This is a genomic window from Micrococcus sp. iso_239 (assembly GCF_056173395.1).
This window is the reverse complement of sequence record NZ_CM149672.1, coordinates 1599916-1615637: the sequence shown is the minus strand read 5'-3', so window position 1 is coordinate 1615637 and position 15722 is coordinate 1599916. Positions and strand designations below refer to the sequence as shown.

The window sequence follows — 15722 nt, the reverse complement described above, 5'->3', positions numbered from 1 at the left end:
TCGGACGCGGACCAGGCCGCAGCGGGACATTCTATGCCCCGCCCGCGGCCGCGCGGGGCGCCTGGAAGGCACCGGGCGGGTCCGGCTCAGGACAGGGTGAGCAGCACCTTGCCCGTCGTCGACCGGGACTCGAGGGCGGCGTGCGCGGCGGCCGCGTCCGCCAGCGGGAAGCGCTCGCCGATCCGTACGTCGAGCTCGCCGGAGGCCCACGCCCCGAACACCTCTCCACCACGCCAGCGGGTCTCCTCGCCCGTGCGCGTGTAGTGCACCAGCGAGGGCCGGGTGACGTACAGCGAGCCGGCCGCGTTGAGCCGCTGCAGGTCGAAGGGGGGCACCTGCCCGGAGGCCCCGCCGAAGAGCACGAGTGTGCCGCGCACGCGCAGCACCTCGAGCGAGGTGTCGAAGGTGTCCTTCCCCACGCCGTCGTACACGACGTGCGCGCCCTCGCCGTCCGTCAGCTCCGCCACCGTGGCGGCGAGGTCCGGATAGTCCACCGCGGCGACGGCGCCCGCGCCCCGGGACAGCTCCCGCTTCTCCTCCGTGGACGCCGTGGTGACCACGCGGGCGCCGCGGGCCGTCGCGAGCTGGGTGAGCAGGAGCCCCACGCCGCCGGCACCGGCCGTCACGACCACCGTGTGGCCCTCCTCCACCGGGAAGGTGGACCGGCAGAGGTAGTGGGCCGTCATGCCCTGCAGCGGAAGGGCGGCGGCCTCGGCCAGGTCGATGCCCTCCGGGACGGCGAGGAGACGATCCGCGGGGGCGGTGAAGTGCTCGGCGTACGCACCGGTGGCCGTCGCGGTGGCGACACGGGCCCCCAGGAGCCCGGCGTCCACGCCCTCGCCGAGCGCGACGACCTCGCCGGAGCCCTCCGTGCCGGGGGTGAAGGGCAGGTCCATCGCGTAGGTCCCGGAGCGCTGGTACGTCTCGATGAAGTTCAGGCCCGCCGCGGCGGTCCGCACCAGCACGTGCCCCGGCGCGGGGGAGGGCACCTCCGTCTCGGTCCACTGCAGGACCTCGGGGCCGCCCGTGGCGGACACGACGACGGCGTGGTGGGTGCGGGGGACGGCGGGGGTGTTCGCAGTGGTCATGGCCCCACTCTAGGAGCGGGCCGGGCCATCCGGCCCGTCCCGGGGGACCCGAGGCACCGCATAGATATTCCGTGCAACGCATATCTACGCTAGGATGGGGCCATGACCCACACCGTCGCCGTCTCCGGAGCCAGCGGCTACGCCGGGGGAGAGGCCCTGCGCCTGCTCGCCGGCCACCCGTCCGTCACCGTCGGAGCCATCACGGCCCACTCGAACGCGGGGGAGCGCCTCGGCGCCCTCCAGCCGCACCTGCACGCCCTGGCGGACCGCGTCCTCGCCGAGACCACCGCGGACGTCCTCGCCGGTCACGACGTCGTGATCCTCGCGCTGCCCCACGGGGCCTCCGGGGCGCTCGCGGCCGAGATCGCCGAGCGCTCCCCGGACACCCTGGTGATCGACGCGGGCGCCGACCACCGCCTCGAGTCCGCCGCGGACTGGGAGGCCTTCTACGGCACCGCGCACGCCGGGACCTGGCCCTACGGCCTGCCCGAGCTGCCCGGTCAGCGCGAGCGACTCGCCGGCACCCGCCGCATCGCCGTCCCCGGGTGCTACCCGACCACCTCGATCCTCGCCCTCGCGCCCGGCTTCGCCGCGGGGCTGCTCGAGCCGCAGGACGTGGTGATCGTCGCCGCCTCGGGCACCTCCGGGGCGGGCAAGGCGCTGAAGCCGCACCTGCTCGGCGCCGAGGTCATGGGCGGGATGAGCCCGTACGGCGTCGGCGGCGGGCACCGGCACACCCCGGAGATCGAGCAGGGCCTGGCCCAGGCGGCCGGCGAGCCGGTCCGCGTCTCCTTCACGCCCACGCTCGCGCCGATGTCGCGCGGCATCCTCGCGACAGCCACGGCGCGCCTGCGTCCCGGCGTCGCCGCCGCGGACGTACGCGCGGCGTGGGCCGCGGCCTACGGCGGCGAACGCTTCGTGCACCTGCTCCCCGAGGGACAGTGGCCCACCACGAAGGCGGTCCTCGGCTCCAACCACGTGCAGCTGCAGCTCGCCGTGGACGAGCGGGCCGGCCGCGTGATCGTCTGCGCGGCGCTCGACAACCTCACCAAGGGCACGGCCGGCGGCGCCGTGCAGTCCATGAACATCGCCCTGGGCCTGCCGGAGCAGGCGGGGCTCGAGCAGCAGGGGGTCGCGCCGTGAGCGTCACCGCAGCACAGGGGTTCCGGGCGGCCGGCGTCACCGCGGGGCTGAAGGCCTCGGGCACGCCCGACGTCGCCGTCGTCGTCAACGAGGGCCCGCGCGACGCGGCCGCCGCCGTCCTCACCGAGAACCGGGTGGCGGCCGCCCCCGTGGTCTGGACCCGCCGCGCCGTGCGGGACGGCCGCGCGACCGCGGTCGTCCTGAACTCCGGCGGGGCCAACGCGGCCACCGGCGCCGAGGGCCTGGAGGACGCCCGTCGCACCGCCGAGCACGCGGCCGCGGCCCTCGGGACCGCCGCCGACGACGTGCTCGTCTGCTCGACCGGCCTCATCGGCGAGCGCCTGCCGATGAACACCCTCACCGCGGGCGTGTCCGAGGCGGTCGCCACCCTGAGCCCGGACGGCGGCGAGGACGCCGCCGTCGCGATCAAGACCACGGACACCGTGGCCAAGACCGCCGTGGCTCGCGGCGAGGGCTTCACCGTGGGCGGCATGGCCAAGGGCGCGGGCATGCTGGCACCCGGCATGGCCACCATGCTCAGCGTCATCACCACGGACGCCGACGTCCCCGCACCCGCCCTCGACGCGGCCCTGCGCGAGGCCGTGCGCGCCACCTTCAACCGGGTCGACTCGGACGGGTGCATGTCCACCAACGACACCGTGATCCTGCTGGCCTCGGGCGCGTCCGGGACCGCGCCCGAGCCCGAGGCGTTCGCCGCGGCCCTCCACGAGGTCTGCGCGGACCTGTCCCGCCAGCTCGTCGCCGACGCCGAGGGCGCCCGGCACGACATCGCCGTGCGCGTGGTCCACGCCGAGACCGAGGAGGCGGCCGAGGCCGTCGCGCGCGCCGTCGGCCGCTCCAACCTGTTCAAGACCGCGATCTTCGGCCAGGACCCGAACTGGGGACGCGTGATCGCCGCCGTCGGCACGGTCCCGGAGTCGGTCGCCGCCTTCGACCCGTACGCCCTCGACGTGCGCTTCAACGGCGTCCAGGTGTGCCGCGCCTCCGGCGTGGGAGAGGACCGCTCCCGCGTGGACCTCTCGGCCCGCGAGGTGCTCGTCGAGGTCGACCTGCACGCCGGCGACGCCGAGGCCACGGTCTGGACCAACGACCTGACGCACGACTACGTCCACGAGAACTCCGCCTACTCCACGTGAGGACCCCCAGCATGAGCCCGCACACCGATCCGGCCACGGCGGCCGCGCCCGTCCTGTCCACCGCGGACCGGCTCGACCGCGCCGAGTCCAAGGCGGAGGTCCTCGTCGAGGCCCTGCCCTGGATCCGGCGGTTCGCCGGCACCGTCATGGTCGTCAAGTACGGCGGCAACGCCATGGTGTCGGAGGAGCTGCGCCGGGCGTTCGCCGAGGACATCGTGTTCCTGCACCACGTGGGGGTCCACCCCGTGGTGGTGCACGGCGGCGGCCCGCAGATCAACGCGATGCTCGACCGCCTCGGCATCGCCTCGGAGTTCCGCGGCGGCCTGCGCGTGACCACCGAGGAGGCCATGGACGTGGTCCGCATGGTGCTCACGGGACAGGTGGGCCGCGAGCTGGTCGGCCTCGTGAACTCCCACGGCCCGTACGCCGTCGGCTTCTCCGGCGAGGACGCGGGGCTGCTGCGCGCCCGCCGCACGGGCGCCGTCGTCGACGGCCAGGAGGTGGACCTCGGCCTCGTGGGAGAGGTCACCGGAGTCGACCCGACCGCGATCCTCGACGTGATCGAGTCCGGGCGGATCCCCGTGGTCTCGTCGGTCGCCCCCGAGATCAACGACGACGGCGAGCCCACCGGGCAGGTCCTCAACGTCAATGCGGACACCGCCGCCGCGGCCCTGGCCGCCGCCCTCGGCGCCGCGAAGCTCGTGCTGCTCACCGACGTCGAAGGCCTCTACGCCGACTGGCCGGACCGCGACTCCCTCATCAGCTCGCTCACCGCCGCCCAGCTGCGCGCGCTGCTGCCCTCCCTGGCCTCCGGGATGATCCCGAAGATGGCCGCGTGCCTGGCGGCCGTGGACGCCGGCGTGCAGCGCGCCCACGTCGTGGACGGCCGCCGCCCCCACTCGATGCTGCTCGAGGTCTTCACCTCTGCGGGCGTCGGCACCCAGGTGGTGCCCGACGCCGAGCCCACCGCCCCGACCACCCCCGAGGAGGACGCATGAGCACCGACCAGTCCGCGCTGCTGGAGCGCTACCACGCCGCCCTGACCGGAGTCTTCGGCCGCCCCACCCGCGTGCTCGTGCGCGGCGAGGGGGTCCACGTGTGGGACGCCGACGGCCGGCGCTACACGGACCTGCTGGCCGGCATCGCCGTGAACGCGCTCGGCCACGGCCACCCGGCGCTGGTGCGGGCGGTGTCCGAGCAGGTCGCCACGCTCGGCCACGTGTCCAACCTCTTCACCTCCGAGCCGCAGATCCGCCTGGCCGAGCGCCTGCTGGAGCTGGCCGGCGCGCCCGCGGGCTCCACCGTGTTCTTCGCGAACTCCGGCACGGAGGCCAACGAGGCCGCGTTCAAGCTCGCCCGCCGCCACGGTGCGGACGACCCGTCCGGCCGCCGGACGCGGGTGATCGCGCTCGAGCGGGCCTTCCACGGCCGCACGATGGGCGCCCTCGCGCTCACGCACAAGGAGGCCTACCGGGCGCCCTTCGAGCCGCTGCCCGGCGGCGTGGAGCACGTGCCGGGCGGGGACGCCGCAGCCCTGCGGGCGGCCCTGGCCCCGGACGACGACGGCGCCACCGTCGCTGCCGTCATCCTCGAGCCGGTCCAGGGCGAGGCCGGCGTGCACGGCTGGCCGGCCGGCTACCTGGCCGAGGTGCGGGCCGCGACCCGCGGGGCCGGCGCCCTGATGATCCTCGACGAGGTGCAGTCCGGCGTGGGCCGCACCGGCACGTGGTTCGGCTTCCAGAACCCGGCCGTCACCGGTGCGGCCGAACCGGTGGTGCCCGACGCCTTCACCCTGGCGAAGGGACTGGGGGGCGGCGTGCCCATCGGGGCGCTCGTGTGCGTCGGCCCCGCCGTCTCCGGGCTGCTCACGGCCGGCCAGCACGGCACCACGTTCGGCGGCAACCCCCTGGCCACCGCCGCGGGCCTGGCCGTGCTCCAGACCGTCGAGGACGAGGGCCTGCTCGGTCACGTCCGCGCCGCGGGCGAGGCCGTGGCCGCCCTGCTGGAGGACCTGCCCGAGGTGGCCGCGGTGCGCGGTCACGGCCTGTGGATCGGCGTCGACCTGGCCGACCCCGCCGGACCGGCCCCGGCCGGCGGGCTGGCCCCCGCCGTCGTCGCCGCCGGCCTCGAGGCGGGCTGGATCCTCAACGCCACCGGCCCCTCCACCCTGCGTCTGGCCCCGCCGCTGACCGTGCCCGTGGCCGAGCTCGAGCGCTTCGCCGCGGCCCTTCCCGGGCTCGTGGCCGCCGCCCTGACCCCCGCCGAAGGAGACCGCCCATGACCCCCGCTGCCGCCGTCCGCCACTTCCTGGTGGACACGGACCTCACCCCGGCCGAGCAGGCCGAGGTGCTCGACCTCGCCGCGCAGATGAAGGCCGACCGGTTCCGGCACCGCCCGCTGGCCGGGCCCCGGACCGGCATCGTGTTCTTCGACAAGACCTCCACGCGCACCCGCGTCTCGTTCGCGGCCGGCATCGCCGAGCTCGGCGGGACGCCGCTGATCGTGAACCCGGGGGAGTCGCAGCTGGGCCACAAGGAGTCCGTGGCGGACACGGCCCGCGTGCTGGAGCGGATGGTCGGCGTCATCGTCTGGCGCACGTTCGCGCAGGCCGGTCTCGAGGAGATGGCCGCCCATTCCTCGGTGCCCGTGGTCAATGCACTCAGCGACGACTACCACCCCTGTCAGATCCTCGCCGACCTGCTGACGGTGCGCGAGCACCTCGGCGGCACGGCGGGCCGCACTCTGACGTATCTGGGGGACGCGGCGAACAACATGGCCCACTCGTATCTGCTCGGCTGCGCGACGGCCGGCATGCACGTGCGGGTCGCCGGCCCCGAGGGGCACCTGCCTGCCGAGGACGTCGTGGCCGCCGCTCGACAGCGGGCGGCGGAGACGGGCGGTTCCGTCCTCGTCACGACGGACGCGGCCGAGGCCCTGGCGGGCGCGGACGTCGTCGTGACCGACACGTGGGTGTCCATGGGCCAGGAGGAGGAGAAGGAGGCCCGCCTGGCGCTGTTCCGGGACTACCAGGTGGACGCCGCCGCGATGGCGCGGGCGGCCGACGACGCGATCTTCCTGCACTGCCTGCCCGCGTACCGGGGCTACGAGGTCACGGCCGAGGTGATCGACGGGCCGCGGTCCGTGGTGTTCGACGAGGCCGAGAACCGGCTGCACGCGCAGAAGGCGCTCATCGCCTGGCTGCTGTATCGCTCCGGCCTGGCCGAGGAGCCGCGCTGATGGCCGCCCCCACGACGAAGATCGCCCGTCAGGCCGCGATCCGGGAGATCCTGGCCACCCGGGGCATCCGCTCCCAGGCCGAACTCTCGGACGCCCTGGGCGATCGCGGGCTGTCCGTCACCCAGGGCACGCTCTCGCGGGACCTGGTGGACCTCGGCGCGGTGCGGACGCGCGGGCCGGCCGGCATGGTCTACGCCCTGCCGGCGGAGGGCGACGACGCCGCCGTGCCGGGCCGCGGCTCGGACGCGCAGCTGAATCGGCTGGCGAGCATGGCCCGCGAGCTGCTCGTCTCCGCCGAGCCCACGGCGAACCTCGTGGTCCTGCGCACGCCCCCGGGTGCGGCGCAGTTCCTGGCCAGCGTGATCGACCAGGCGCGCGTGGAGCACGTGATGGGCACGATCGCCGGCGACGACACCATCCTCCTCATCACCACGGGGACCACGTCCGCCCCGGCCGTCGCGGCCCACCTGCTGGGTCTGGCGGGCTAACCGACCCGTCCGGCCCCGCCCGCGCGGGTGACGGGCACCAGGCACGAGGAAGGCCCCCGCCGATGGCGGGGGCCTTCCTCGTGTGGCACCGGTCCGGGGGACCGGTCAGGCGTCTCAGGCCTGCGGCAGGACGAGCTCCTGGCCGACGTAGATCACGGCGGCGTCGGAGACGGCGCCCTTGTTGGCCTCGTAGAGGGCGGTCCAGCCACCCTCCACCTCGTACTCGTTGGCGAGCTTCCAGAGGGAGTCACCGGACTTGACGACGATGGTCTCGGCCTCGGCGACGACGGCCTGCTCCGCGGCAGCGGCCTGCTCAGCGGCGGCAGCCTTCTGAGCGGCGGCCTTCTCCGCGGCGGCGGCACGCTGGGCAGCGGCCTTGTCGGCGGCGGCCTGCTCGGCAGCAGCCTGCTCGGCGGCCCAGCGCTCGGCGGCGGCCTTGTCGGCGGCGGCCTGCTCGGCAGCAGCCTGCTCGGCGGCCCAGCGCTCGGCGGCGGCCTGGTCGGCAGCAGCCTGCTCAGCAGCGGCCTCGGCGGCAGCGGCCTGCTCGGCAGCAGCCTGCTTGGCGGCCCAGCGCTCGGCGGCGGCCTGGTCGGCAGCAGCCTGCTCAGCCGCGGCCTGGTCGGCAGCAGCCTGCTCAGCCGCAGCCTGGTCGGCAGCAGCCTGCTCAGCCGCAGCCTGGTCGGCAGCAGTCTCGTCCGCGGCGGACTGGCGCTGCACGGTGGCGGTGCGCTCCACGGCGACCGGGGCGGCGTCCACGTCGCCGGCGTCCGCGTCAGCCTGGGTCAGGCCCAGCTTCTGCGAGCACAGCGGCCAGGCGCCCCAGCCCTGCAGGTCCTGGAGGATCTCGGCGCGCTTGATCTGCTCGGCCTTCGAGGCCTGATGCGGGTAGCCCTCGCCGCCGACGGCCTGCCAGGAGGACAGGGTGAACTGCACGCCGCCGTAGAAGCCGTTGCCGGTGTTGATGTCCCAGGTGCCGCTGGACTCGCACTCGGCGAGGCGGTCCCAGGTGTCCACGGTGGCGGCCTGGGCCGGGGCGGAGAAGCCCACGGCGGCGGCGCCGGCGAGGGTCATGCCCGCGACGATCGAGGCGGTGGCACGGCGGGAGCGGGTGGCGGAAGTGGTGAAGAGAGTCATGGTGTCCATGGCGAGTCCTCGCTGATCGGCGGCCGAGGCACACCGGGGTCGTCCTTCTCCTTGGTCGGGTCATGCCCTCCGTCGGTTCGAGACGACCCAGCAGCGGGCGACCGTCGGAGGGGGTTCGATGTCGTGGCCTCCCCGTCCCCGACCTCTCGGTCAGATCACGGTTCGATCACGAATCGGCTACGGAAGAGTCAACGACGGGAGCCCCCCTCGCGTCAAATCATGGGTCGACGGATTCTTGCCCGTCTGTCTGAAATTTGAGAACGGGTGACGAATCGATCCCTAGAGTCGTGGGCGCGTGGATGAAATGCACGCTACTGGTCGGATTTGCTGTCATGGTGTCTGATCCGCCGGTGTGGACAACCTCCGTCACAGGGGCATGGGCGAAGGTCACGATCGACGGCCGAGGCCGTGACCTGAGTCGCGTTCGACCCGGGATTCGAGGGCGGAGCGATGGTCGCCCGTGGCCGTCGCTGTCGGCGCAGAGGGGCTGCACAGGGGCCATCGGGAGCTGATATTCCGTCAGTTGCATATTTATTCAAGATCCGGGTAGGATCGCCACCGAGCACGCCTCCGACGGCCACGTGCCGCGCTGGGAGACCCCCCCTATATAAAGAGGAGAAAACGTGAAGGAACGCATCATCCTTGCCTACTCGGGCGGCCTGGACACCTCGGTGGCCATCGGCTGGATCGCCGAGGCCACGGGCGCCGAGGTCGTCGCCGTCGCGGTCGACGTGGGCCAGGGGGGCGAGTCCCTCGAGACGATCCGCCAGCGCGCCCTGGACTGCGGCGCCGTCGAGGCCTACGTCGCCGACGCGCGTGACGAGTTCGCCGAGCAGTACTGCATGCCCACGCTCAAGGCCAACGCCCTCTACATGGACGCCTACCCGCTGGTCTCCGCGATCTCGCGCCCGGTGATCTCCCGCCACCTGGTCGCGGCGGCCCGCCAGTTCGGCGCCTCGACGGTGGCGCACGGCTGCACCGGCAAGGGCAACGACCAGGTCCGCTTCGAGGTCTCCATTCAGACCCTCGGGCCCGACCTGAAGTGCATCGCCCCGGTGCGCGACCTCGCCCTGACCCGCGAGAAGGCCATCGAGTACGCCGAGCGCAACGACCTGCCGATCGTCACCACCAAGAAGAACCCGTTCTCGATCGACCAGAACGTGTGGGGCCGCGCCGTCGAGACCGGCTTCCTCGAGGACATCTGGAACGGCCCCACGAAGGACGTCTACGACTACACGGACGACCCCGCCTTCCCGCCGGCGCCGGACGTGGTCACGATCGCCTTCGAGCGCGGCGTCCCCACGGCCCTCGACGGCCGCGCGCTGAGCCCGCTGGAGATCATCGAGGAGCTCAACCGCCGGGCCGGTGCCCAGGGCGTGGGCCGGATCGACATCGTCGAGGACCGCCTCGTGGGCATCAAGTCCCGCGAGATCTACGAGGCACCGGGGGCCATGGCGCTGATCGCGGCCCACCGTGAGCTCGAGAACGTCACCCTGGAGCGGGAACAGGCGCGCTTCAAGAAGCATGTGGACCAGCGGTGGACCGAGCTGGTCTACGACGGCCAGTGGTACTCCCCGCTGAAGCGGAACCTGGACACGTTCATCGACGCGACCCAGGAGCACGTCAACGGTGAGATCCGCCTGGAGCTCCACGGTGGCCGCGCCACGGTGCAGGGTCGCCGGTCCGAGACCGGCCTGTACGACTTCAACCTCGCCACGTACGACGAGGGCGACTCGTTCGACCAGTCCTCGGCCCGCGGGTTCATCGACATCTTCGGCCTGTCCGCGAAGACGGCCTCCGAGCGCGAGCAGCGCCTGCGCGGCGGCGCCGACCTCCAGGACGTCGCCCGCCTGTCCAACGACTGACCCCGCACGCCCCGTGCACGACGGCGGCCCGCCCGCGACCGGGCCGGCCGCCGTCGGCCTGTCACCGACCTCGAGGAGACCTTCGATGACCGAGAACACCGATGCCCGCCACGGGACCAACGAGGGCGCCCTGTGGGGCGGCCGCTTCGCCGGCGGCCCTTCCGAGGCGCTCGCCGCGCTCAGCAAGTCCACGCACTTCGACTGGCGCCTGGCGCCCTATGACATCGCCGGCTCCCGTGCCCACGCCCGGGTGCTGCACACCGCCGGTCTGCTCAGTGCGGACGACCTGGACGGGATGATCGCGGCCCTCGACCGGCTCGAGGCGGACGTGCGTTCCGGTGCCTACACCCCGGCAGCGTCCGATGAGGACGTGCACGGCTCGCTCGAGCGCGGCCTCATCGAGCGGGCCGGTCCCGAGCTCGGCGGCCGCCTGCGGGCCGGCCGATCCCGCAACGACCAGGTCGCCACCCTCGGCCGGATGTTCCTGCGCGACCACGCCCGCATCATCGCGCGGGGCGTGATCGCCACGGTGGACGCGCTCCTCGATCAGGCGCGGGCGCACCCGTACGCGCCGATGCCGGGCCGCACCCACCTGCAGCACGCGCAGCCCGTCCTGCTCTCGCATCACCTGCTCGCGCACGCCTGGGCATTCGCGCGGGACCTGCAGCGGCTCGTGGACTGGGACGCACGCGCGGCCGTCTCGCCGTACGGCTCCGGGGCCCTGGCCGGCTCCTCCCTGGGTCTGGACCCGAACGCCGTGGCCGCCGAGCTCGGCTTCGAGTCGGCCGTGTGGAACTCGATCGACGGCACCGCCGCACGCGACGTGTACGCGGAGTTCGCGTGGGTCGCCGCGATGGTCGGCGTCGACCTGTCCCGCATCTCGGAGGAGGTCATCTTCTGGGCCACCAAGGAGGCGGGCTTCGTGAGGCTCCATGACGCGTACTCCACGGGGTCCTCGATCATGCCGCAGAAGAAGAACCCGGACGTCGCCGAGCTGGCCCGCGGCAAGTCCGGCCGCCTCATCGGCGACCTCACGGGGCTGCTGGCCACGCTCAAGGGCATGCCGCTGGCCTACAACCGCGACCTGCAGGAGGACAAGGAGCCCGTCTTCGACGCCGCGGACACCCTCGAGCTGCTGCTGCCCGCCGTCTCCGGGATGATCGCCACCCTCGAGTTCCAGACGGAGCGCATGGCGGAGCTGGCCCCGCAGGGCTTCGCGCTGGCCACCGACGTCGCCGAGTGGCTCGTCCGCCAGGGGGTCCCGTTCCGCGAGGCCCACGAGCTGTCGGGCGAGGCCGTGATGGCGGCCGAGGCCCGGGGCGTGGAGCTGTGGGACCTCACGGACGACGAGTACGCCGCCATCTCGCCGGCGCTGACCCCGCAGGTCCGCGAGGTGCTCAGCACGGAGGGCTCGCTCGCCTCTCGCGACGCCCAGGGCGGGACCGCGCCGACGGCCGTCGCGGCGCAGATCGGGGCGCTCGAGGACGCCCTGGCGCCGCTGCGCCGCTGGGCCGACACGCCGGGCTCCGTCGTCGACGCCCGCTGACGCGGTCGCCCGGCCGAGGCGGCGCCGACCGGGCCGGACGCGGCGGCGCCCCCAGGGCACCGCCGCGTCACCCGCCGTTCACCGCGGTCGGCGTAGCATGGGTGGTCACTTTTCCGCCGGGCGGGCCGCAGCATGGTCCGCCCCTCACCGCACCGCGAGGGCCCCCGATGACCGATACCGTGTCCGTCCGCCAGTCCGAGCTCGACCTCGAGCGGGGTCGGGTCGCCGAGCGGTACGCCCGCCTCGACGCCCTGCGTGAGGAGAAGGAGCGCCAGCTCGCGGCCGTGCGCCGGACCGGCCCGCAGGGGTCGCTGCAGAACCACTCCGAGCGCGACGCCTTCGCCAGCCTCTACGAGGACCGACTCGCCCAGCTCTACGCCGTGGACGACCGCCTCGTCTTCGGCCGGCTCGACCTCGACGCCGAGCGGGAGGGTGGGGCCAACGAGCAGCGGTACATCGGGCGCATCGGCCTCACCACCGAGGACCACGAGCGCCTCCTCGTCGACTGGCGCGCGGCCGAGGCCGGCGCCTTCTACCAGGCGACGGCGGCCCACCGGGGCCGCGTGCGCCGTCGTCGTCACCTGATGCTGCGGGGGCGCGAGGTGCGCGACCTCGAGGACGACATCCTGGACCCGACGCTGCTGGGCGAGGACGGCGTGCGCGCCGATGCCCAGGGTGCGCTGCTGGCCGCCGTCACCGCCCGACGCACGGGACGGATGGGGGACATCGTCGCCACGATCCAGGCGGAGCAGGACGAGGTGATCCGCGCGCCCCTGCCCGGGGCGGTCGTGGTGCAGGGCGGGCCCGGCACGGGGAAGACCGCCGTCGCCCTACACCGTGCGGCCTACCTGCTGTACACCCACCGGGAGCGCCTCGCGCGCTCGGGCGTGCTGATCGTCGGCCCGTCGACCGCGTTCATGCGGTACATCGAGCGGGTGCTGCCCTCGCTGGGCGAGACCGGTGTCGTGATGTCCTCGCTGGGGACGCTGATGCCGGGTGTGCGGGCCGTCCCGGAGCGGGACCTCGACGCGGCGGCGGTGAAGGGCCGGCTGGACATGGTGGACGCCGTCGCCCACGCGGTCGCGCAGCGCCAGCGCCTGCTCGTCGAGCCGCGGCGCCTGATGATCGACGGCACGGCCGTCAAGCTCAAGCCGGCCATGGTCCGGCGCGCCCGGGACAAGGCACGGGCCACCCGCAAGCCCCACAACGAGGCCCGGGTGACGTTCGTGAAGATCCTCGTCCGCGAGCTCGCGGAGAAGCTGCGCAAGAAGCTGGAGAAGTCCTCGGGCACCCCGGTGCAGCGTGACCTCCTGCTCGAGGACGTGCGCACCTCGCGCGACGTGCGCATCGCGCTCAACCTCTGCTGGATGCCGCTGACGCCGGAGAAGCTCATCGGCGACCTCCTCACCCGGGAGGACCTGCTCCGGGCGGCCGCCCCGTGGCTGTCCGACGTCGAGGTCGGCGCGCTCCTGCGCCCGGCCGACGCCCCCTGGACCGAGGCCGACGTGCCCCTGCTGGACGAGGCGGCCGAGCTGCTCGGACGGCTCGAGACCCCGGGCCGGGGCGGCGAGTCCGCGGCCCAGCACGAGCGCAACCTCGAGAACGCCCGGGCGTCCCTGGAGAACATGCACCAGACGCTCGCGGACCTGGGCGTCGACGGCGTCGTGGACGCCGAGCAGCTGGCCGCGGCCAATGAGACGCGCGGCGTACGACGGACCACCGCCGAGACCGCCGCCCACGACCGCACCTGGACGTACGGCCATGTGGTGGTGGACGAGGCCCAGGAGCTCTCTCCGATGCAGTGGCGCCTGCTGGCGCGCCGCTGCCCGATGAAGTCGTTCACCATCGTGGGCGACATCGCGCAGTCCTCCCGTCGCGACGCGGCCGGCTCGTGGGCGTCCGTCCTCGCCCCGGAGTTCGGGGACCGCTGGCGCCTGGAAGAGCTGACCGTGAACTACCGCTCGCCGGCGCGCGTGATGCGCTGGGCCGCGCAGGTCGCACGGGCGGCCGGGCTCGAGGTCTCCCATCCGCGCGCCGTGCGCGAGGGCGACCACCGCCCGCGTCTGGTGACGGAGCCGGGCGGTGACGTCGCCGCCCTGGCCCTCGAGGCGGTCGAAGTTGAAAGGGACCGCGTGCCCGAGGCCCTGACCGCCGTGATCGCCCCCGCCGGGCGGACGGGGGAGCTGCTCACGGTCCTCCGGGAGCGGTGGGGGGAGGCGGCCGTGGACACCGCGCCGCTGCCCGGCGTCGAGATCGTCGTTGCCACCCCGTGGGAGACCAAGGGACTGGAGTTCGACACCGTCGTCCTCGTCTCGCCCGAGCGGATCGTGGCCGACGCGCGCGGCGTGGTGGGCGATCTGTACGTGGCGATGACCCGCGCCACCCAGTCGTTGTCCGTCGTCGCCGGGACGGACGCGGCCGCGCTGCCGGCCGGGCTGGCGGACGTCCCGGAGTGAGCCCCGCGGGCGACGTCGCACGTGCGCGGCGTCGCGGAGGCGCGCGGGCGCGTCGCTAGGCTGGGGCCATGGCACCCCAGAACGAGGAGCGCGCGGCCCGACTGCGCGCACAGGCGAACGACCCGAGCTTCGAGAACGTCTGGCAGGAGCTGCGCTGGCGCGGGCTCGTGCACGTCTCGACGGACGAGGCCGCGCTGGAGCAGGCGCTGGCCGGGGAGCCCGTCTCGTATTACTGCGGCTTCGACCCGACCGCTCCGTCCCTCCACCTGGGACACCTCGTCCAGCTGCTCACCCTGCGCCGCCTGCAGCTCGCCGGCCACCGCCCGTACGCCCTCGTGGGCGGCGCCACCGGGCTCATCGGCGACCCGCGGCAGACCTCGGAGCGCGTTCTGAACTCGCAGGAGACCGTGGCGGCGTGGGTGGAGTCCCTGCGCGCGCAGATCGAGCCGTACCTCTCCTTCGAGGGGGAGAACGCGGCGACCATGGTCAACAACCTGGACTGGACCGCGGGCATGAGCGCGCTGGACTTCCTGCGGGACGTCGGCAAGAACTTCCGCGTCGGCACCATGGTGAAGAAGGAGATCGTGGCCAAGCGCCTGAACTCTGATGAGGGCATCTCCTACACGGAGTTCTCCTACCAGGTGCTGCAGGGCAACGACTTCCTCGAGCTGCACCGCCGGCACGGCGTGACCCTCCAGACCGGCGGCTCCGACCAGTGGGGCAACCTCACCGCCGGCACCGAGCTGATCCGCAAGGTGGAGGGGACCCACGCCCATGCGCTGGGCACGCCGCTGATCACGAACGCGGACGGCACCAAGTTCGGCAAGTCCGAGGGCAACGCCGTCTGGCTCGACGCGAAGATGTGCTCCCCGTACGCCTTCTACCAGTTCTGGCTCAACACGGCGGACGCGGACGTCGTCGACCGGCTCAAGGTCTTCACGTTCCTGACCCGCGCGGAGATCGAGGAGTACGCGCAGAAGGTGGCCGACGAGCCGTTCCGCCGGGAGGCCCAGAAGCGCCTGGCGTGGGAGGTCACGGCGCTGGCCCATGGAGAGGAGACGACGACGAAGGTCATCGAGGCCTCCCATGCCGTGTTCGGAGGCGGCGACCTCACCACCGTGGATCCGGACACGCTGACCGCCGTGCTGGCCGAGCTGCCGCAGGCCGACCGGACCCAGTGGGAGGGGGAGCCGGGCACCGTGACCGCGGTCGAGCTGCTGGTCTCCACCGGGCTGGTCGCCTCGCGCTCCGAGGCGCGTCGGACGGTGCGCGACGGCGGCGCCTCGGTGAACAACGTGCGGGTGACGGATGCCGACCAGGTGTTCACCCGAGACGACGCCCTCGCCGGCCGACACCTGCTGGTGCGCCGGGGCAAGAAGAGCATGGCGGGTGCGGACCTGGGGGAGGGCTGACCGCGGCTGCAGACCACCGGTGTCCACCGTGAGTCGCGAAAAGTGACCGAGGACACGACGGGCGGCGACGGCGAAGCAACCGCCCACGGGAGGAGCACAGGGCCCCGTTCCCCGCAGGATTCTGCGGAGAACGGGGCCCTCCTTCGTGCCCGGACGCCGGGTGTCGCCCCTGGTTTTGTGTTCGGTG

12 protein-coding genes are annotated in these 15722 nt (G+C 73.7%); 10 read left to right on the top strand and 2 right to left on the bottom strand.

The features are described 5' to 3' along the window. Positions 1–86: 86 nt before the first annotated feature. Positions 87–1088 carry a quinone oxidoreductase family protein gene (locus AC0VX2_RS07480; RefSeq protein ID WP_475432487.1) on the bottom strand — a complete coding sequence of 334 codons (1002 nt, stop codon included), beginning with the start codon at positions 1086–1088 and terminating at the stop codon, positions 87–89. Positions 1089–1190: 102 nt separating this feature from the next. On the opposite strand from AC0VX2_RS07480, the gene argC reads away from it, so the two are divergent. From argC to argR, 6 genes are read left to right on the top strand one after another with little or no spacing between them, the layout of a single operon-like run. Beyond that, positions 1191–2231: an N-acetyl-gamma-glutamyl-phosphate reductase gene (gene argC / locus AC0VX2_RS07475; RefSeq protein WP_036315659.1), complete on the top strand. Its 1041-nt coding sequence runs from the start codon at positions 1191–1193 to the stop codon at positions 2229–2231. Continuing rightward, positions 2228–3388 carry a bifunctional glutamate N-acetyltransferase/amino-acid acetyltransferase ArgJ gene (argJ, locus tag AC0VX2_RS07470; protein ID WP_363735375.1) on the top strand — a complete coding sequence of 387 codons (1161 nt, stop codon included), beginning with the start codon at positions 2228–2230 and terminating at the stop codon, positions 3386–3388. The genes argC and argJ overlap by 4 nt, the downstream gene beginning before the upstream one ends. 11 nt (positions 3389–3399) lie before the next feature. Beyond that, a complete protein-coding gene (argB, locus tag AC0VX2_RS07465) occupies positions 3400–4386 on the top strand; it encodes an acetylglutamate kinase (protein ID WP_179288539.1) in 987 nt (328 codons plus the stop codon). Next, entirely contained in the window at positions 4383–5669 is a 1287-nt protein-coding gene (locus AC0VX2_RS07460) for an acetylornithine transaminase (RefSeq protein WP_101966038.1), read from the top strand. Before argB ends, AC0VX2_RS07460 begins: the two co-directional genes overlap by 4 nt. After that, positions 5666–6625, top strand: coding sequence for an ornithine carbamoyltransferase (argF, locus tag AC0VX2_RS07455; protein WP_078025583.1), 960 nt, complete (start codon positions 5666–5668; stop codon positions 6623–6625). The genes AC0VX2_RS07460 and argF overlap by 4 nt, the downstream gene beginning before the upstream one ends. Then, positions 6625–7113 carry an arginine repressor gene (gene argR, locus AC0VX2_RS07450; RefSeq protein ID WP_036337506.1) on the top strand — a complete coding sequence of 163 codons (489 nt, stop codon included), beginning with the start codon at positions 6625–6627 and terminating at the stop codon, positions 7111–7113. The genes argF and argR overlap by 1 nt, the downstream gene beginning before the upstream one ends. A gap of 114 nt (positions 7114–7227) precedes the next feature. Here the strand turns inward: argR and rpf are convergent, their stop codons facing one another. Beyond that, positions 7228–8256: a resuscitation-promoting factor Rpf gene (gene rpf / locus AC0VX2_RS07445; protein WP_475432484.1), complete on the bottom strand. Its 1029-nt coding sequence runs from the start codon at positions 8254–8256 to the stop codon at positions 7228–7230. A 623-nt stretch (positions 8257–8879) separates the two neighbouring features. Between rpf and AC0VX2_RS07440 the strand changes: the two genes are divergently transcribed. The 4 genes from AC0VX2_RS07440 to tyrS all read left to right on the top strand — a co-directional run bounded on the left by AC0VX2_RS07440 (position 8880) and on the right by tyrS (position 15535). Next, the gene (locus tag AC0VX2_RS07440; RefSeq protein WP_095694719.1) at positions 8880–10121 is read left to right on the top strand and encodes an argininosuccinate synthase; all 1242 of its coding nucleotides are present in this window, start codon (positions 8880–8882) and stop codon (positions 10119–10121) included. Positions 10122–10206: 85 nt separating this feature from the next. After that, positions 10207–11667: an argininosuccinate lyase gene (argH, locus tag AC0VX2_RS07435; RefSeq protein WP_036315677.1), complete on the top strand. Its 1461-nt coding sequence runs from the start codon at positions 10207–10209 to the stop codon at positions 11665–11667. A 167-nt stretch (positions 11668–11834) separates the two neighbouring features. Continuing rightward, positions 11835–14123, top strand: a complete 2289-nt coding sequence (locus AC0VX2_RS07430) for a HelD family protein (RefSeq protein WP_036337508.1) — start codon at positions 11835–11837, stop codon at positions 14121–14123. Between the two features lie 68 nt (positions 14124–14191). After that, the gene (gene tyrS / locus AC0VX2_RS07425; protein WP_036315682.1) at positions 14192–15535 is read left to right on the top strand and encodes a tyrosine--tRNA ligase; all 1344 of its coding nucleotides are present in this window, start codon (positions 14192–14194) and stop codon (positions 15533–15535) included. Positions 15536–15722 lie beyond the last annotated feature (187 nt).

Coding starts and splice junctions, on each gene's coding strand:
- AC0VX2_RS07480 (WP_475432487.1), bottom strand. CDS start 1,088: ATGACCACTGCGAACACCCCCGCCGTCCCCCGCACCCACCACGCCGTC.
- argC (WP_036315659.1), top strand. CDS start 1,191: ATGACCCACACCGTCGCCGTCTCCGGAGCCAGCGGCTACGCCGGGGGA.
- argB (WP_179288539.1), top strand. CDS start 3,400: ATGAGCCCGCACACCGATCCGGCCACGGCGGCCGCGCCCGTCCTGTCC.
- AC0VX2_RS07460 (WP_101966038.1), top strand. CDS start 4,383: ATGAGCACCGACCAGTCCGCGCTGCTGGAGCGCTACCACGCCGCCCTG.
- argF (WP_078025583.1), top strand. CDS start 5,666: ATGACCCCCGCTGCCGCCGTCCGCCACTTCCTGGTGGACACGGACCTC.
- argR (WP_036337506.1), top strand. CDS start 6,625: ATGGCCGCCCCCACGACGAAGATCGCCCGTCAGGCCGCGATCCGGGAG.
- rpf (WP_475432484.1), bottom strand. CDS start 8,256: ATGGACACCATGACTCTCTTCACCACTTCCGCCACCCGCTCCCGCCGT.
- argH (WP_036315677.1), top strand. CDS start 10,207: ATGACCGAGAACACCGATGCCCGCCACGGGACCAACGAGGGCGCCCTG.
- AC0VX2_RS07430 (WP_036337508.1), top strand. CDS start 11,835: ATGACCGATACCGTGTCCGTCCGCCAGTCCGAGCTCGACCTCGAGCGG.
- tyrS (WP_036315682.1), top strand. CDS start 14,192: ATGGCACCCCAGAACGAGGAGCGCGCGGCCCGACTGCGCGCACAGGCG.